Raw genomic sequence first — 17074 nt, forward strand, 5'->3', positions numbered from 1 at the left:
GACTCTGAACGCCGAGTTGCAGGCCCGAGAGCGATCGCATGCGCTGCTCGGGAAGCTCGGAAACAACGCCATCAGCCAGTTAGGATGATAGCGGCAGCGTCAACAGAATGCCCGGCAAATAGAACTTCGAATGCGGTGGCAAATTAGCCATCCAGCGGCGTTAGAGCTATGATCGGCTGGAGCTGGACGTCTCCTTCTGCCCGGGATTCAGGAAATCAAACGGAGGAATGGTAATGTCGGTCGCCTGCAAGTTCGAGCGCAGCATTCTCAGCCACGAAGAATATGAGGCAATCCGCCTGACGCATCATCCCGCCATCTACAACGTCGAGGTGGCTGAGCTTGAGGCTATGCGACCCCGCTTGCGCAAGATGCGCGACAAGGAGCGAACGGTCAGCCGACAAAAGCAGCGAGAGAGCCGCGGAAAAGCCGAGGCTCGCGGGACAAGCTTTCCAGGAACCGACAAGCATGCTTCAGAACGAAAGCAAGTCTTCGCGGCGGCGGTGAAGCGGGTGAACACGGAGCTCAGGCGTCTGCATAACCTCGCAGCTCGGACCGCGCATGTCGAAGCAGCTCGAAAGGCCCTCGCACTGCACCGAGCCGCGAACTTCATGACTCGTCCCTCGGCCGGCGCTACCGCGGGCGACGGCATGGTGCCGAAGCCAAGCGAACGCCGAAGAAAGATCATTGCAGGCGCGAAAATCGGACGAGTATCGCAGGCGACGAAAGTCGCTCAGGCCGTGCGCGACGCGCGTGGTGCATGACCCTGGGCAAACAAACGCACCTGATTGATTCCGGCGCGAAGCTTCGCATCGCCCCGGAACGACGGCTCGTCAGGAAACGATCTCCTGCAGCAGCGCCATCAGCGCCTCCGGCGCGGTGACGTTCGGCGAGTGGCTTGCGTCGATCTCGAAATAGCGCCAGCCGGCTTCGTTCCTGGTGCGCCGGGCGAACTGGCCGAACGTGTCGGCCTGGGTGGTGCGGGTGGCGTAGATGTAGCTGCGTGGCAAATTCGTCTCGCCGTGCTGCAGCTTCAATTTCTGCTCGAAGCATTTGATCGGCATGTCGACCCGGCGCGCGGTCAGCCATTCGACGTCTTCGGGAGATGTGTCCGGCGGCGTCGGCATCGGCGGGATACGCCAGCCGTCGGCGTCGTGCGCGAGCTCACGCATGGTCTCGATGACCGGCTCGTTGAGGTCGAACAGCGACTGGCCGTCGCGCGGCACGAAGGCGTCGAGATAGATCAGCTGCGCGATGCGCTCGCGCACCCGGTCGGCGACGCCGGTCGCGACCATGCCGCCATAGGAATGGCCGACCAGCACGACGTCACGCAGGTCTTCGTATGAGATGACGTTGAGCATGTCGCGGATATGCGCTTCCAGATCGAGCCCCCGATGGACGAGGTGCGCGCGCTCGCCGAGCCCGGTGTAGGTCGGCGTGATCAGCCGGTGCCCGGCAGCCTGCATCAACGGATGCATCTTCTTCCAGACCCATCCTGCCGACCAGGCGCCGTGACAGACCAGAAAGGTTTTCGACGAACTCGAAGTCATTGGGATGCTTCCATTCCGATTATGGTTGATGAGCCGCGATTTCGAAGTGTACCCGCCACGCGCGTCGTGTAAACGTCGCTGCAAATGATCAGAAGAACGAGACGAGGATGACCCCGGCTGGTTACGCGATCCTGTTCTTCGGCGCGCTGGCCGGCGGTTTCGTCTCCGGCCTTGCCGGCTTCGGCACCGCGCTGATGGCGCTCGGCATCTGGCTCTATGTGCTGCCGCCGACGCTTGCGGTGCCGCTGGTGCTGGTCTGCTCTGTCATCGCGCAGGTTTCGACGCTGGCGTCGATCTGGAAGAGCATCGATTTCCGCCTGGTCTGGCCGTTCGTCATTTGCGGCCTCGCCGGCGTGCCGATCGGCATTCTGCTGATCGCGCGGGCCGACCCCGGCGTGTTCAAGCTGACGATCGGCATCTTCCTGTTGGTGTTCCCGACCCTGCTGTTCCTGCAGCGCAAGCCGATGTCAATCTCGTTCGGCGGCAAATGGGCCGATGGCGCGATCGGATTTGCCGGCGGCATCCTCGGCGGCCTCGCCGGACTGTCCGGTCCGCTGCCGATCCTGTGGGCAAGCCTGCGCGGCTGGGGCAAGCAGCAGCGGCGCGGCGTGTTCCAGATCTTCAACTTCACAATTTTGGCGGCCGCGCTTCTCATCCAGATCGCCAGCGGCCTGGTGAAGCCGGAGCTGATCTGGCTGGTGGCCTGCGCGTTTCCCGGGACACTGCTCGGCGCCTGGCTTGGCGCGCGGCTCTATCACGCGCTCAGCGACCGCAATTTCTCCGACGTCGTGCTGGTGCTCTTGTTCCTGTCCGGCGTGGCGCTGGTCTGGAACGGGCTGCCGCCGCGTTGATCAACCGCCATCGCAAATTGGCTGAGCCGGTCATCCCACCGGCTCGAGACCAACGCGTTCCGGAGCAACGTCGCGCGCCGGCGGCACGAGACGTTTCCTGAATTCGCGACGCAGCAACCACAAGCTCAAACCGGCCTGCAGCGTCGTCGTCACGATCGACAAGTACCACACGTGCTCGATCCGGAAGCCGGGCCGCGTCGAGAGCCAGATCACCGGCACCGCATAGGTGACGAGGCGCACGACCGAACTCAGCAACACCGGCCTGGTGTTGCCGAGACCCTGGAACACGCTGTTGCAGGTAAAGATCAGTCCCTGCGCGACGAGATTCATGGAGACGAAGTGCAGAAACTGGGCGGCGACCGCCATGGTCTCGCGATCGTTCGAGAAGCCCTCGAGCAACAGCCCTGGCTTCCACTGCGCGAGAACAGTGAAGACGATCATCACGACCGTGCCGATCAGCACCGCCTTGACGAAGGTCTCCTGCACACGCTTGCCATTGCCGGCGCCGAAATTCTGTCCGACGATCGGGCCGGCGGCAAGCGCCACCGCCAATGCCGGCATCTGGATCAGGCCGAGCACGCGCGTCCCGATGCCGAACCCGGCCTGGGCCGCCGGGCCGAAATCGCGCAGCACATAATAGATCACGCCCATCCAGGCGAAGATGAGCGCGAACTCGCCGCCTGCAGGCAGGCCGACATTGAGGATCCGCGTCCACTGCCGGAGTTGTGGACGCCATTGCGCGGGATCGAATCCGACGTAGCGTTCAAGCTTGCGGAAATACGCGAACAGCATCAGCACGCCGATGAGAACGGCGATCGAACTTGCCAGACCCGCCCCGGCGACGCCGAACGCGTGACCGGTGCCCCAGCCTGCGATCAGGACCGGCGCCAGCGCGATGTTGATGATGACCGCGACCGCCTGCACCAGCATGCTGGGCCGCACGATGCCGGTAGCCCGCAGCGCTGACGCCATCACCTGGGTGATGAATTGCAGCGCCAATGCCGGCATGAACCACAGGAGATAGGTGGTGCCGGCTTCGATGGTGGCCTGGTCGGCAGCGACCGAGCGCATATAGAGGCGCGACAGCAATGCCCCCGCGCACAGCGTCAACAGCCCTGATAGCACCGACAACACGATCGACTGATTGAACACGAGGTTGGCATCGCTGCGGTCCTTGCGTCCCACGGCATGCGCGATCAGCGAGACGGTGCCGACGCCCAGCACCTGCATCAGCGCGTTGACGAGGAAACCGGCATTGCCGGCTGCAGATACCCCCGCCACGGCGGCCTCGCCGAGACCGGCGACAAAATACAAATCGACCAGTTGACAGATCATGATCGTGATCATGCCGACCACGATCGGGGGAGCCATGACCAAGATGTGGCTCACGATGGAGCCGCGCGTAAGGTCTTTCATTTCAATTCCATTCTCAAATCGATTCTGAGGTCAATTTGGGCCGCGTGGCTGCCGGAGATGAATCCGTCAGCCACGCGCCATCGCTCACTCCGCCGCCGCGGCCTGGCCGAACTCGGTCGCCTGCTGCTCGAACAGGCCGCGGTAGATGCCGCCGGGACGTGCGGCGAGCGCCTCATGGGTGCCCTGCTCGACGATCTCGCCGCGATCGAATACCAGGATGCGATCCATGCTGCGCACGGTCGACAGCCGGTGCGCGATCACGATCGAGGTCCGGCCCTTCATCAGCCGCTCCATCGCTTGCTGGATCAGCGCCTCGGACTCTGAGTCGAGGCTCGAGGTCGCTTCGTCCAGGATCAGGACCGGCGCATCCGCCAGGAAGGCGCGCGCCAGCGCCACGCGCTGCCGCTCGCCGCCCGACAGCTTGACGCCGCGCTCACCCACCAGCGTGCCGTAGCCCTTCGGCAGCCGCATGATGAAGTCGTGCGCATTGGCAAGCCGCGCCGCCTGCTCGATCGCCTCCATGCCGGCGCCCGGCCGGCCATAGGCGATGTTCTCCGCCAGCGTGCGGTGGAACAGGATCGGCTCCTGCTGCACGATCGCGATCTGGCTGCGCAGCGATTGCTGCGTCGCCTGCGCGATGTCCTGACCGTCGATCAGGATTCTGCCACTGGTGACGTCGTAGAGCCGCTGCACCAGCTTGACGAAGGTCGTCTTGCCGGAGCCGGAGCGCCCGACGAGACCAACGCGCTCGCCCGCATCGATGTCGACCGACAGCCCGTCATAGAGCGGCCGGCGATGGCCGCCATAGTGGAACGTGACGTCGTCGAACACGATGCGGCCGCCCTGGATGTCGATCGTTCCAGCGTCGACCGCGTCGACAATGCCGAGCGGCTCGCCGTGGATCTGCACCAGCTCCTCCATGTCGTTCACCGAACGCTGCAGGTTGTTGATGTGCATGCCGACATCGCGCAAGTACGCGTGGATGATGTAGTAGCTGGTCAGGACATAGGTGACGTCGCCCGGCGTGGCGCGGCCGGCCGCCCACAGCAGGATCGCACCGCCGATCACCGAGGCACGGAAGCACAGCAGCACGAGCAGCTGCGCCGTCGAAGTGTGGTTGTAGCGGAGCCAGGTCCGCCGCACCCGGCGGCGCCAGCGGCTGATGACGCCGTCGAGCCTGATATCCTCGCGGGTCTCGGCGCCGAACGACTTCACCACCGCGTTGCAGGTCAAGGCGTCGGCCAGCGTGCCGCCGACCTTGGTGTCCCATGCATTGGAGACGCGCGCGGCAGGCGCGACGTAGCTCACCTGGAACGCCATGGTCATCGTGACATAGATCACCGAACCTATGGCGATCACCGCGCCGAGCTGCGGCCAGTGCAGCCCGAGCAGGATCATCGAGCCGAGCAGCACCACGAGCGACGGCAGCAGCGCCATCAGGATGGTGTCGTTCAACAGGTCGAGCGCCCACATGCCGCGCGTGACCTTGCGCACGGTGGAGCCGGCGAACGAATTGGCGTGCCAGTCGGTCGAGAAGCGTTGCACCCGCATGAAGGCCTGCTGCCCGACATCGGACATCGTCTTCAGCGTGAACGGCACGATGGTCGTAATGCCGACCAGCCGCAGCATCAGCGACAGTGCACCGAGGCCTACGATGGCGCCGAATGCCAGCATCGCGGCATGGCGCGCGGCGGCATCCGTCGAACCCGCGGTCAATGCGTCGACCAGATGACCGGAGAATACCGGCATGAACAGGTCGGCGGCGGTCGCACCGAGGAAGCCCGCGGTCACGGCGGAGGCGCGGAGCGGCTGCTCCAGCCAATGGCGGAACACGAATGGCAAGACGATCCGGATCGCGGCCGGTCGCTTGGATGTCAGAGAGGTCATGGCACATTCCGGCCACGCCTTTGCAGCGCAAGCCGGCTCCACTTAAGGCGACTGGCGGACGGAATCCGGCCGCAGGAGTCGCTGAAAACAATCGGTAATTTGTTGGGAAGCTTTGATGATCGGGGATCAGGCCCAATCAGCGCCGGGAGCTAACGCGTAAGCGCGTCCAGCACCATCGAACGCGGGCGCACGATCTGCGAAATAAACGACTTCATGCGCATCTCCCGGGTTCGAGTAAGGAATGCGCTGCTTATAAATGCATCAGGCGCGATTGGCAAGATGACAAGCGCGTGATTGCGTCCAAGTGCGCCACTGTGTCGGCGATGCAACGCTCCGCACGCCAACGGGTGCACACGACGCGCGATGCCGATGCTCTCAATGCGCGTCGCCGCCGGCGTCGGTCATCGGCGGCGGCTTGTTGACGAACAGCACCAGCAGGCTGAGGCCGACATAGAACAGCGACAGCATGAAGAAGGCGTCGCCGTAGCTCATCACCTGGGCCTGGCGGTGCACGATCTGCGAGAGCTGCTTCATCGCCATCAAGGTGGAATCGCCCATGCCCTGCAAACGCTGGGTGAAATTGTTGAGGGTCTCGACCGCGGTCGTGTTGCCCCAGGTCACGCGGTCCTGCAGCCGCGAGATGTGCAGATCGGTGCGGTGGTTGAGCGCTTCGTTGATCAAGGCGAGCCCGACCGCGCCGCCGAGATTGCGCATCAGGTTGAACAGGCCGGAGGCATTCTTGACGCGGTCCTGTGGCAGTGTGGCGAGCGCAATATTGTTGGTCGGCACCATCGCGCACATCATGCCGATGCCGCGCAGGATCTGCGGCACCAGCAGCTCGTAGAAATCGTACTCGCGCGTGATCCAGGTCATCTGCCAGGAGCCGAGCGCGAAGGTGACGAGGCCGAAGGCGATGATGTAGCGCAAATCGACCTTCTGCATCAGACGGCCGACCACCGGCGCCATGAAGAACATGGTGATGCCGGAGACGAACATGGTCTCGCCGATCATCAGCGCGCTGTAGCCGCGGACCTCCGCGAGATAGCGCGGATAGACGTAGGTCAGACCGTAGAGCCCGATGCCGATGCAGAACTGCAGCACGCAGCCGACCGCGAAGTTGCGGTTGGAGAAGGCATAGAGATCGACGATCGGCTCCTCCACGGTCAACACCCGCCAGAAGAAGGCGATCGCCGAGACGAAGCAGATCGCGGCGCAGATCGCCACTGAGGTGTCCTGCAGCCATTCATATTGCGGGCCTTCCTCCAGCACATATTCCAGCGAGCCGAGGAAGCCGCCCATGAAGATCAGGCCCCACCAGTCGAAGCGCTCGAGCAGCGCGAAGTTCGGCTGGTCGAAATCGACCAGCGCCAGCACGCCGATCGTGATGATGATGCCGGGCACGATGTTGATGAAGAACAGCCAGTGCCACGACATCAGATCGGTGATGAAGCCCCCGACCGTCGGCCCGACCGTCGGCGCGAGCGTCGCGACCAGCCCGATGATCGGCGCCACGATGTAGAACTTGGAGCGCGGGAAGATGGTGTAGGCCGAGGCGAACACCGTCGGGATCATGCCGGCGCCGAGAAAGCCCTGCAGCGCGCGCCACAGGATCATCTGCTCGATCGTGGAGGCGAAGCCGCACAGCAGGCTGGACACCGTGAAGCCGAACGCCGAGATCGCGAACAGCAGCCGGGTGCCGAGCGCGCGCGACAGGAAGCCGGACAGCGGGATCGCGATCACCTCGGCGATCAGATAGGCGGTCTGCACCCACGACACTTCGGTCGAGGACGCCGACAGGCCGGCCTGGATCTCGGTGAGCGACGCCGAAACGATCTGGATGTCCAGGATCGACATGAACATGCCGAACACCATGATGATGAACGCAACCACCCGTTTCGGCTGGAGGCGCTCGGACTCCGAGGCGCCGGCCATCATCGAAGGGGAAGCAGTGGTCGCGTCGGCCATGGGCTTATCAGGCTCCGCGCTTCGAACCCTCAGGTTCGAAGCTTCAAGGCATCACTGCGGATGGATCATCATCGGCGCGTCGAGATCGGTATCGGCGTCGGCGTCGGCCGCGCCCTCCCTGGTGTCGACGGTGGTGTAGACCGACATGCCGGCGCGCAGCATGCCCTGCTTGGCGACGCTGTTCGGCACGCGGATGCGGACCGGCAGGCGCTGCACGATCTTGGTGAAATTGCCGGTGGCGTTGTCGGGCGGCAGTAGCGTGAACACCGAGCCCGCGGCCGGCGAGATGCTGTCGACGATGCCGGTGAACTTGCGGAAGCCGTAAGCGTCGACCTTGATCGTCACCCGCTGGCCGGGACGGATGCGCTTGAGCTGGGTCTCTTTGTAGTTGGCGTCGATGAAGACGCCGTCGAGCGGCACCACATTGCCGAGCCGCTGGCCGACATTGATGTAGTCGCCGGTATTGACCAGGCGGTTGGAGAAGGTGCCGTCGACCGGGGCGCGGACCTGGGTGAAATCGAGATCGCGCTCGGCCTTGGCGAGCTGGGTCTGCAATTCGGCGAGTTGGGCGCGGGCCTCGGCCTGCTGCGCCCTGGTCACCTCGACATTGCTCTTTGCGGTGTCGTAGGCGGCCTGCGCCGAGCGAACGGCGGCGGCGCCCTGATCGCGGCCAGCTTCGGAGACTTCGAACGTGGCGCGAGAGGCAAAGCCCTTGGTGCTGAGCTCCTGCTGGCGATCGAAATCCAGACCGGCGCGCTTCAGGCCGGCTTCGGCGGACACCAGCTGGGCCTGCGCCTGCTCGACCGTGCTCTCGGCTGCCGCAACCTGGCGGCCGAAGCGCTCGATCGTCGCCTGCTGGGTCGCGATCCGGGTGCGCGCGGCATCGGCCGCGATGCGATAGTCGCCGTCGTCGATCCGGAAGATCACATCGCCGGCGCGCACCAGCGCATTGTCGCCGGGCAGGATCGCAGCGATATGGCCCGCGACGCGCGCACCGAGCATGGTGTTGTTGGCGCGGACATAGGCATCGTCGGTCGAGACGTAGAAGCGTCCGACCATCAGGTAATAGGCGGCATAGCTTGCGGCCGCGATCGCGAGCAGGCCGACCACGCCCATCATGACGAATTTGCGCTTGCCGGATTTCGGCGGCGCAGAAGCAGCGGGCGAAGCCGCCGGCTGCTCGGGCGCAGAAGCGGGCGGCGCCTCGGTGGGACGCTTGAATTCGTCGGCCCTTTTGGTTTCGTCAGTTCTGGCCTGCTCGCCGAGATCGGCGGATGCGTCGCGCGCCGTCGCGTCCTCGGCCATCTCTGGCCCGGAACGAACAATGCGTGCAGCCTGATCTCGTGCTGCGGCCATAGCCGAGGCTCCCCAAAAAAGTCTCGATGCCCGCAGTGGCGGAATAAGGGCCGTGCGGCTCATCGTCACTCCCACCAATAGCATTGACCGAACCGTTCGGTCAATCTATATTCCCTCGGCAGGGATTATAACGCTTCGATTCTCAACCTTGCGCATTCCGGGTTGAGTTCTTTGGCGAGAAGCTAAATCAATGGTTGCAGCCCCCCGAGCCTCCCTCCAGCCCGTCGGCGAGGAAGAACCGTCAAAACGACGCCAGATCCTGGACGGCGCCCGCAAGGTGTTCCTGGAGCTCGGTTTTGACGGCGCCAGCATGGGCGAGATCGCCCGCGCAGCCGCCGTCTCCAAGGGCACGCTCTATGTCTATTTCCCCGACAAGGCCGGGCTGTTCGCGGCGATCGTCGAGGAGGAAAAGCTCGAGCAGGGCAAGGTCGCCTTCAATTTCGATCCGACGCGCGACGTCGACACCACCCTCCCCGAATTCGGCCGCGCCTATGTCGCGGTGCTGTGCCGGCCCGGCGGCGGTTCGGCGATCCGCACCGTGATGGCGATCGCCGAGCGGATGCCCGAGCTCGGCAGCCGGTTCTACACCCACGTGATCGCCCACACCGTCGACCGCTTCGCCGCCTATCTCGAGGCGCGCGCCGCGCTCGGCGAGCTCGTGATCGATGATTATCAGCTCGCGGCCTGGCAGTTCATGCAGATGTGCCAGGCGACGCTGTTCCAGGCGTTCATCTTCCAGGCCAATCCGTCGCCCTCGCCGGAGCGGATCACTGTTGTCGTCGACAGTGCAACGCGGGTGTTCTTCGCGGCGTACCGGCCGAAGCAGGCGAACTGATCTCGCACCGTCATTGCGAGGAGCGTCAGCGACGAAGCAATCCACTCTTCAATCCTCGCGGCGCGATGGATTGCTTCGCTTCGCTCGCAATGACGGGGAGAGATTAGCGCGCTACCTTGACCGTTGCGGCGCCAATTCGAGGATGGCCATCCATGAACGACCTCAGCATCCGGCATATGCGGCCAGACGAGATCACGCTCGCGGTGGATTGGGCCGCGGCAGAGGGATGGAATCCCGGTCTCGCCGATGCCGCGTGCTTTGCCGCCGAGGACCCGCACGGATTTTTCATCGGCGAGCTCGACGGGCGGCCGGCCGCGGTGGTCTCCTGCGTCAATTACGGCGCGCAGTTTGCGTTCCTCGGCTTCTACATCGTGCGTCCGGACCTGCGCGGCCGAGGCCATGGCCTGAAGATATGGAATGCGGCCATCGCGCATGCGCATCCACGCGTGATCGGGCTCGACGGAGTGGTGGCGCAGCGGGCGAACTACCAAAAATCCGGCTTCGCGCTCGCTTACGCCAATATACGCTATGGCGGCACGGTTGCCGCGCCGCCGGCGCCGAACGCCGGCATCGTCGCGCTGGCCGATGTGCCGGCGGCGCTGATCGAGGCCGATGACGCCACGGTGTTTCCGGCGCCGCGTCCGGCCTTCCTGCGCGCCTGGATCAATACATCAGCGCATCTCGGGCGCGCGCTGTTGCGCGACGGCGCTCTCGCCGGCTGGGGCGTGATCCGCCCGTGCCGCACTGGCCGCAAGATCGGTCCGCTTGTCGCCGATGACCGCGCCGGCGCCGAGACCATCCTGTCGGCATTGCTCGCGAGCGCCGGCAGTGGCGAGATCTTCCTCGATGTCCCCGCCGTCAACCGCGACGCCGTCGCATTGGCGGAAGGCCTCGGGCTCTCGCCGGTGTTCGAGACCGCGCGAATGTATACCGGCGCGATCCCGCCTTTGCGGATCGATCGCGTGTTCGGCGTCACGACGTTCGAGCTAGGCTAGGTGGTGTGGACACTTATCGCATCCATAAGACGATGGCTGCGAGAGTGACGACGGCCAGGTAATTTCGGGCGGTCTTTTCGAAGCGGGTTGCAACGCGGCGGAACTGCTTGAGCTTTGAGAAGCAGCATTCGACGAGATGACGCTGGGCATAGAAATGCTTGTCGAGTGGATATTTGAGCGCCCGTGACGGGTTGTTGGGGATCACGGCGAGCGCGCCTTTGGCGGCGATGGCTTGGCGCAAGTGATCGGCGTCATAGGCCGTATCGGCCATGACGACCTCGGCGGATAAGCCTTCGATCAATGCGGCGGCTTGCGGTGCATCGCCCTTCTGACCTGCGGTAAGCGTGAACCGCACCGGACATCCCAAGCCTCGAACGGCCATATGTATCTTGGTGCTCAGGCCGCCGCGCGAGCGGCCGATCGCTTGATCTTCCGCTTGATCTTCAGCCCCCCCTTTTTGGCGCCGGCGGCGTGCTGATGCGCCCGAACAATGGTGGAATCGACGATCAGATATTCGAAGTCCGGATCATCGGACATCGCCTCGAAGATCCGCCACCAAACACCCTTGATGCTCCATCGACTGAAGCGCCGGAACACGCTGTTCCAGTCCCCAAACACCTCCGGAAGATCGCGCCAGGGAGACCCCGTACGCACGATCCACAGCACACCTTCCACGAACATCCGGTTGTCGCGCCCGGTGGAGCCCTTCTGATCGGGGCGCCCTATGATCAGCGGCGCTATCCGCTCCCACGCCGCGTCGCTCAATACCAAACGGTCCATCACACCCAAGGCGGCCTCCCCAAAAGCAGCCTTGAATCTGATTTGCTCCTAAAAGGGAATCCTTAGAGTCCACACCACCTAGCGCTTCGGTCCTGGTTGAGAACCGAAGCGCCGCAAGACTCCCAGTCTAGTTCGCCGCCGCGTTGATCTGCGGCGCGGCACTGCCCTGCTCCAGCTCCACGGGCAGTCCGGCGAAGCGGCGCAGCGCCTGCGCCATCTTCACGCGGCCGCTGACGCCCGTGATGATGACGTCGACCATCACGAACGACGAGTGGAAGTGGCCGTGCCCCTTGAGCTGCTCGACCTTGACGCCGGCCTTGGCGAGCGCGTCGCCATAGGCGATGCCCTCGTCGCGTAGCGGATCAAACTCGGCGGTCGCGATGAACGCCGGCGGCAGGCCGTCGAGCTTGCCGCGCAGCGGCGCGACGCGCGGATCGGTGCGGTCGGCGGGCGAGCAGTACAAGTCCCAGAACCAGTACATCAGCCCGCGGGTCAGGAAGTAGCCGGCCGCGTTGTCGACATAGGACTGCCGGTCGAAGGAGGAGTCGGTGACCGGGCAGATCAGGAGCTGGCCCGCGATCTCGGGCCCGCCGCGATCGCGCGCGAGCTGGCAGGTGACAGCCGCGATATTGCCGCCGGCGCTCCAGCCCGCGACCAGCACCGGCCCTGCCCTGCCGCCAAGTTCGACGGTGTGGGCGGCGATCCAGCGCGTCGCCGCATAGCCGTCCTCGGCCGCCGCCGGGAAGCGATGCTCGGGCGCGTGGCGATAACCGACGCTGACGATGATCATGCCGGTGCGCCGGCACAGATCGCGGCAGAACGGATCGTCCGACAGCTCGTCGCCGAGCACCCAGCCGCCACCGTGGAAATAGACCACGATCGGATGCGGCCCCGGCGTCGCCGGCCGATACAGCTTGTAGGGCAGCGGGCCGTCGGCACCCTGCAACATGCCGGTGCCGACTTCGCCGACGGGACGGCCGGCAGGACGGCCCTTGTTGAACTCGGTCAGGAAGTCGCGCGCGCCCTGCGCACCCATGGTCTCGATCGGCGGCAGGTTCATCTCGGCCAGCATGCCGAGCACCAGCCGCACGTCCGGCTGCAGCCGCACGACCTCGCCGTCATTGCACTGTTCGGCGACGCCGGGACCCGACAGCTTGAAGCCGAGCATGCCGCGGCCGACCACCTCATTGCAGATGCTGCGATACGGGCCGACGCCGCCGGTATAGGGCATCACGCCCTGCGGCTTGCCGGGCACGTTGGCGCCCGTGTACCAGGTGTTGGCGAGCCGATGCAGCGTCAGGGTCGCGCAGTCGGCCATGTGCCGCTCCCAGCCGGCCTGCGCGTTCTCGGTCGCCTCCATCGTGGTGAAGCCGGCGTCGCGCAGCGCGGCGATCCGCTCCACCACCCAGTCGACATGCTGCTCGATCGACACCGCCATGTTCGACAGCACCGACGGGCTGCCGGGGCCGGTGATCATGAACAGATTGGGGAAGCCCGCGACGGTGATGCCGAGATAAGTCTGCGGTCCGTGCGCCCAGACATCCGACAGCGACTTGCCGCCGCGGCCGGAGATCGGATGCACCGCCATGATCGCGCCGGTCATCGCGTCGAAGCCGGTCGCGAACACGATGACGTCCACATCGAAGCTACGCCTATCGGTCGAGATGCCGCTCGCCGTGATCGCCTTGATCGGCTCCTGCCGCAGATTGACCAGCGTCACGTTCGGACGGTTGTAGGTCGCGTAATAATTGGTATCGAGGCAGGGACGCTTGGCGCCGAACGGATGATCGTGCGGAGCGAGCGCCGCGGCGATCTCCGGATCCTTGACCACGGCGCCGATCTTCTCGCGGATCAGGTCGGCGACCAGCCGGTTGCCGTCGACATCGACCGCCTGGTCGGCCCAGAGCTGGGTCAGGATATGAACGAGGTCGCCCGCCGCCCACGCCTTCTCGAAGCGCTCGCGGCGCTCGGCGTCGCTCAACTGCCAGCTCACCACGGTCTGCTGCGGATACGGCACGCCAGCCATCGACCAGCGCGCCTGCTCGCGATAGGCCGCGCGGTCGGTCTCGAAGAAGGTCTTGCGATCCTCCGGCGCCGGGCCGTTGCCGGCAGGCAATGCGAAGTTCGGCGTGCGCTGGAACACGGTGAGTTGCGCGGCCTGCTCGGCGATCAGCGGAATCGATTGGATGCCCGACGATCCGGTGCCGATCACGGCAACCCGCTTGCCCTTGAGATCGACGCCCTGATGCGGCCAGCGGCCGGTGAAATAGATCTGGCCCTTGAAATCCTTGACGCCGTCGATCTCCGGCGGCTTCGGCGCCGACAGGCAGCCGGTCGCCATGATGTAGTAGCGGCACGAGACATTGGCGCCGTTGTTGGTCGAGATCTGCCAGCGCGCGGTCGCATCGTTCCAGGTCGCCTGCGTCACCTTGGTGCCGAAGCGGATATCGCGGCGCAGATCGTAGCGGTCGGCGACGAAGCCGAGATAGCGCAGGATTTCCGGCTGGGTCGCGTATTTCTCCGACCAGGTCCAGGCCTGATCGAGCTCGGGATCGAAGGTGTAGCTGTAGTCGATGGTCTGGATGTCGCAGCGCGCGCCGGGATACCGGTTCCAGTACCAGGTGCCGCCGACGTCGGCGCCCTCTTCGAGCGCAACCGCCGAGAAGCCCGCCTTGCGCAGCCGATGCAGCAGATAAAGACCGGCGAAACCGGCGCCGACGACCGCGACGTCGACCTGCTGCGTGGTTTCGCTGTGCGTGGAGTCCGAAGCGCGTGCTGCAACTGCTGCGTCTGGCATGCCATTCCTCCCGTATGTTTTGATTTGACGGAAGGCTAGCCCTGCGCTTTCAGTTTGTCATCACGACAAACGCAATCTGAGGTCGCCGCAATTGTGGCGCGCGCGCCTTGGAACGAAACGCGCAGCGCGTAGACGCAAGTGGTGTTGTTGCGGGCCCCGAGCACATGAGGAAGGTCGAGCCGCATCCCATCATTGCGAGCGAGCCGAAGCAATCCACCGCACCGCATATGCGGACGCATGGATTGCCTCGTCAACGACGCGGGTTGAGCGGCCGGCACACCCGTTCACAACTCTGTTATTGCGACCTATCGCGTTCTTCACCTTCCTCAACTGGGCACCTCGCGCCTGTTGTTGTACCTTCGGCGGAGCAACTGCACGATCGCCAGGAGGAATTTACATGACCGCCGTCGTGTTCAACCGTCGCAACCTCCTCGCCGCTGGCGGCTCCGTCCTGGTAACCGGAGTTGCCGGGCTCCTGTTGCCCGCCCGCGCGGGAGGCCTCGCACCGACCGATTCGATGTTGGGCGGGTCGAACAATTACCGCAAGGGTGCGCCGATCGTGGACCGGATCGGCAAGGGCGGCTTCTGGATGAGCGGCACCGTACGCCGCGCAGGCGACGGGACTCCACTTGCCGGGCAGCGCATCCAAATATGGGCGCACACGACCGAGGGGCAGGAGCACGAGCCGCAGAGTCATGGAGCCACGCTCACCGACAAGAATGGGGCGTTCCGTCTCGAGATGCCGCAGATCATTCCTATCTTTGGCCAACCGCATGGTCACCTCGCCTATGACAGCGGTGAATTCAAAACCGTCTTCCTGCGTCCCATCATGCGGAGTGCAAAAGATACCAGCCTGGAGGCGCACTTCGTGCTTCAGCCGGCCTGACCGGGTTGGGATCAAAAAGGATGAGATTGGCCCGGGTAACCCTGATCTGGGCCGCTCTTATCGCCGCCGTTTGCGTGCCGATCGCCGCGGCAGCGGCGAGCCCGCTGCTCGCATGGCGCGGTCCGATCTACATCCTGGCCGGATTCGCAGGAATTATCGCACTGGGTCTGGTGCTCGTTCAGCCTTTACTGATTGGCGGCTACTTGCCGGGACTGGCGGCTTATCGTGGACGGCGTGCACATCACTGGATCGGAGGCACGCTGGTCGTGGCGGTGCTGGTCCACGTCGGGGGCCTTTGGATCACCAGTCCGCCGGACATGATTGACGCCCTTCTCTTCTCATCGCCGACGCCGTTTTCGCCGTGGGGTGTGATCGCCATGTGGGCAATCTTCGCCGTTGCGCTTTTGGCGGCACTACGTCGGCGATTGGGACTCCGACCGCGAACGTGGCGCATTGCTCACATGTCCCTTGCGGTGGTGATCGTCGCGGGGAGTGTGGTCCATGGCATGCTGGTCGAGGGGACGATGGAGATGGTGTCGAAGGCGGCCCTTTGCGCACTGGTCCTCGGCGCGACCATAAAAGTCATGGCTGACTTGCGGGTGTGGCGAAAGCGAGCGACGTCGCGCGCAGAGAGCATTGCGCGACAGTAAACCAGGCGGAATTGATAGCGATGACGACGTTCGGAACGTATTCCGAGTAGCGCTTTCCAGTCTTTCGGCAAGTCCTCAAATCGATCGCATCAGGCCGCCATCGACGCGGATGTTCTGGCCGGTGATGTAGGCCGCGCCGTCGGAGACGAGAAACGCGATGGTGGCGGCGATCTCCTCCGCCTTGCCGTAGCGCTTCATCGGCACGCTGTCGCGGCGCTCGTCAGTTGCCGGCAGGCTGTCGATCCAGCCCGGCAACACATTGTTCATGCGGACATTGTCGGCTGCGTAGCTGTCGGTGAACAGTTTTGTGAACGCGGCAAGCCCGGCGCGGAACACCGCCGAGGTCGGAAACATCGCGCTCGGCTCGAATGCCCAGGCGGTGGAGATGTTGACGATTGTGCCGGATTTTTGCGCCTGCATGACCGGTGCGACGAGACGCGTCGGGCGGATCACGTTCATCAGATAGACGTCGAGGCCGGTGTGCCACTGCTCATCAGTCAGTTCCAGCACACCCGCGCGCGGGCCGTGGCCGGCACTGTTGACCAGGGCATCGATGCGGCCCCAGCGCGCCATCACGCCGTCGACGGCGCGCTTCAGATCCTCGTTCGAACGGTTGGAGCCGGTGAAGCCGATGCCGCCGAGTTCGTTGGCCAGCGCCTCGCCCTTGCCCGACGACGACAAGATCGCGACGCGAAAGCCATCGGCGGCAAGCCGCCGCGCCGCCGCCGCGCCCATGCCGCTGCCGCCTGCGGTGACGAGTGCGACCTTCTCCAAAGCCATGACCTGATATCCCTGTGATGACGAACCTGGCGCAAGGTCTATCATCAGGGATCGCGGGACGCGACACCCGGTCTGCCGCGCAGTGTCGCACTACTTGCGGAATACCTGCTTTGAGCAGGCTTCGAACCGGGCGACGGGCCGGTCCATCTGCCACAGCTCGACATCATGGTGATCGACAAGACGGCTGGCCGATGTGATGGCCTGGTCGTCGTCGCTGCAATCCATGTTGACCACGCCGATGGATCGGCTGTGCGGTCCGACGATATAGGCGCGATAGGTCGTCATCTTTGCCTCCAGGGACTGCGCTCTACTAGCGAGCTCGCCCGAAT

At 64.6% G+C, this 17074-nt stretch carries 14 protein-coding genes and 1 pseudogene; 6 read left to right on the forward strand and 9 right to left on the reverse strand.

Annotation, left to right across the window (positions count from 1 at the left end; translation table 11 throughout):
- Nucleotides 1-233: 233 nt before the first annotated feature.
- Nucleotides 234-761: a hypothetical protein gene (locus WDM24_RS31000; protein WP_029078924.1), complete on the forward strand. Its 528-nt coding sequence runs from the start codon at nt 234-236 to the stop codon at nt 759-761.
- A gap of 69 nt (nt 762-830) precedes the next feature.
- Here the strand turns inward: WDM24_RS31000 and WDM24_RS31005 are convergent, their stop codons facing one another.
- Nucleotides 831-1547: an alpha/beta hydrolase gene (locus WDM24_RS31005; RefSeq protein ID WP_338828462.1), complete on the reverse strand. Its 717-nt coding sequence runs from the start codon at nt 1545-1547 to the stop codon at nt 831-833.
- Nucleotides 1548-1654: 107 nt separating this feature from the next.
- Here WDM24_RS31005 and WDM24_RS31010 point away from each other — a divergent pair, with 107 nt between their 5' ends.
- The gene (locus tag WDM24_RS31010) at nt 1655-2398 is read left to right on the forward strand and encodes a sulfite exporter TauE/SafE family protein (protein WP_338828463.1); all 744 of its coding nucleotides are present in this window, start codon (nt 1655-1657) and stop codon (nt 2396-2398) included.
- 30 nt (nt 2399-2428) lie between these two features.
- Here the strand turns inward: WDM24_RS31010 and WDM24_RS31015 are convergent, their stop codons facing one another.
- The 4 genes from WDM24_RS31015 to WDM24_RS31030 form a co-directional block, all read right to left on the reverse strand.
- Entirely contained in the window at nt 2429-3814 is a 1386-nt protein-coding gene (locus tag WDM24_RS31015; RefSeq protein WP_338828464.1) for an MATE family efflux transporter, read from the reverse strand.
- 84 nt (nt 3815-3898) lie between these two features.
- The gene (locus WDM24_RS31020) at nt 3899-5701 is read right to left on the reverse strand and encodes an ABC transporter ATP-binding protein (protein ID WP_338828465.1); all 1803 of its coding nucleotides are present in this window, start codon (nt 5699-5701) and stop codon (nt 3899-3901) included.
- A 375-nt stretch (nt 5702-6076) separates the two neighbouring features.
- Nucleotides 6077-7666, reverse strand: a complete 1590-nt coding sequence (locus WDM24_RS31025) for a DHA2 family efflux MFS transporter permease subunit (protein WP_338691310.1) — start codon at nt 7664-7666, stop codon at nt 6077-6079.
- A 51-nt stretch (nt 7667-7717) separates the two neighbouring features.
- Nucleotides 7718-9022: an HlyD family secretion protein gene (locus tag WDM24_RS31030; protein ID WP_338828466.1), complete on the reverse strand. Its 1305-nt coding sequence runs from the start codon at nt 9020-9022 to the stop codon at nt 7718-7720.
- A gap of 190 nt (nt 9023-9212) precedes the next feature.
- On the opposite strand from WDM24_RS31030, the gene WDM24_RS31035 reads away from it, so the two are divergent.
- Nucleotides 9213-9857 carry a TetR/AcrR family transcriptional regulator gene (locus WDM24_RS31035; RefSeq protein WP_338828467.1) on the forward strand — a complete coding sequence of 215 codons (645 nt, stop codon included), beginning with the start codon at nt 9213-9215 and terminating at the stop codon, nt 9855-9857.
- Between the two features lie 152 nt (nt 9858-10009).
- A complete protein-coding gene (locus WDM24_RS31040) occupies nt 10010-10852 on the forward strand; it encodes a GNAT family N-acetyltransferase (protein WP_338828468.1) in 843 nt (280 codons plus the stop codon).
- Nucleotides 10853-10865: 13 nt separating this feature from the next.
- Here WDM24_RS31040 and WDM24_RS31045 read toward each other — a convergent pair.
- Both WDM24_RS31045 and WDM24_RS31050 read right to left on the reverse strand, forming a co-directional pair.
- Nucleotides 10866-11641, reverse strand: a pseudogene (locus tag WDM24_RS31045) (IS5 family transposase).
- Nucleotides 11642-11759: 118 nt separating this feature from the next.
- Nucleotides 11760-14429, reverse strand: coding sequence for a flavin-containing monooxygenase (locus WDM24_RS31050; protein WP_338828469.1), 2670 nt, complete (start codon nt 14427-14429; stop codon nt 11760-11762).
- Nucleotides 14430-14826: 397 nt separating this feature from the next.
- Between WDM24_RS31050 and WDM24_RS31055 the strand changes: the two genes are divergently transcribed.
- The gene (locus tag WDM24_RS31055) at nt 14827-15315 is read left to right on the forward strand and encodes a Twin-arginine translocation pathway signal (RefSeq protein ID WP_338828470.1); all 489 of its coding nucleotides are present in this window, start codon (nt 14827-14829) and stop codon (nt 15313-15315) included.
- Between the two features lie 20 nt (nt 15316-15335).
- Nucleotides 15336-15965, forward strand: coding sequence for a ferric reductase-like transmembrane domain-containing protein (locus WDM24_RS31060; RefSeq protein WP_338828471.1), 630 nt, complete (start codon nt 15336-15338; stop codon nt 15963-15965).
- Nucleotides 15966-16040: 75 nt separating this feature from the next.
- Here the strand turns inward: WDM24_RS31060 and WDM24_RS31065 are convergent, their stop codons facing one another.
- The gene (locus tag WDM24_RS31065) at nt 16041-16745 is read right to left on the reverse strand and encodes an SDR family oxidoreductase (RefSeq protein WP_338828472.1); all 705 of its coding nucleotides are present in this window, start codon (nt 16743-16745) and stop codon (nt 16041-16043) included.
- Between the two features lie 90 nt (nt 16746-16835).
- Nucleotides 16836-17030 (reverse strand): hypothetical protein, encoded by a 195-nt coding sequence (locus tag WDM24_RS31070; protein WP_166304567.1) that lies wholly within the window; start codon nt 17028-17030, stop codon nt 16836-16838.
- Nucleotides 17031-17074: the final 44 nt, after the last annotated feature.

The sequence above is a fragment of the Bradyrhizobium sp. 27S5 genome (assembly GCF_037217225.1).
In the GTDB taxonomy this organism is placed as follows: Bacteria; Pseudomonadota; Alphaproteobacteria; order Rhizobiales; family Xanthobacteraceae; genus Bradyrhizobium; species Bradyrhizobium septentrionale.

Excerpts from the sequence above, each read along its gene's own strand:
- WDM24_RS31000 (WP_029078924.1), top strand. The coding sequence starts at position 234 with ATGTCGGTCGCCTGCAAGTTCGAGCGCAGCATTCTCAGCCACGAAGAA.
- WDM24_RS31005 (WP_338828462.1), bottom strand. The coding sequence starts at position 1,547 with ATGACTTCGAGTTCGTCGAAAACCTTTCTGGTCTGTCACGGCGCCTGG.
- WDM24_RS31010 (WP_338828463.1), top strand. The coding sequence starts at position 1,655 with ATGACCCCGGCTGGTTACGCGATCCTGTTCTTCGGCGCGCTGGCCGGC.
- WDM24_RS31015 (WP_338828464.1), bottom strand. The coding sequence starts at position 3,814 with ATGAAAGACCTTACGCGCGGCTCCATCGTGAGCCACATCTTGGTCATG.
- WDM24_RS31020 (WP_338828465.1), bottom strand. The coding sequence starts at position 5,701 with ATGACCTCTCTGACATCCAAGCGACCGGCCGCGATCCGGATCGTCTTG.
- WDM24_RS31025 (WP_338691310.1), bottom strand. The coding sequence starts at position 7,666 with ATGGCCGACGCGACCACTGCTTCCCCTTCGATGATGGCCGGCGCCTCG.
- WDM24_RS31030 (WP_338828466.1), bottom strand. The coding sequence starts at position 9,022 with ATGGCCGCAGCACGAGATCAGGCTGCACGCATTGTTCGTTCCGGGCCA.
- WDM24_RS31035 (WP_338828467.1), top strand. The coding sequence starts at position 9,213 with ATGGTTGCAGCCCCCCGAGCCTCCCTCCAGCCCGTCGGCGAGGAAGAA.
- WDM24_RS31040 (WP_338828468.1), top strand. The coding sequence starts at position 10,010 with ATGAACGACCTCAGCATCCGGCATATGCGGCCAGACGAGATCACGCTC.
- WDM24_RS31050 (WP_338828469.1), bottom strand. The coding sequence starts at position 14,429 with ATGCCAGACGCAGCAGTTGCAGCACGCGCTTCGGACTCCACGCACAGC.
- WDM24_RS31055 (WP_338828470.1), top strand. The coding sequence starts at position 14,827 with ATGACCGCCGTCGTGTTCAACCGTCGCAACCTCCTCGCCGCTGGCGGC.
- WDM24_RS31060 (WP_338828471.1), top strand. The coding sequence starts at position 15,336 with ATGAGATTGGCCCGGGTAACCCTGATCTGGGCCGCTCTTATCGCCGCC.
- WDM24_RS31065 (WP_338828472.1), bottom strand. The coding sequence starts at position 16,745 with ATGGCTTTGGAGAAGGTCGCACTCGTCACCGCAGGCGGCAGCGGCATG.
- WDM24_RS31070 (WP_166304567.1), bottom strand. The coding sequence starts at position 17,030 with ATGACGACCTATCGCGCCTATATCGTCGGACCGCACAGCCGATCCATC.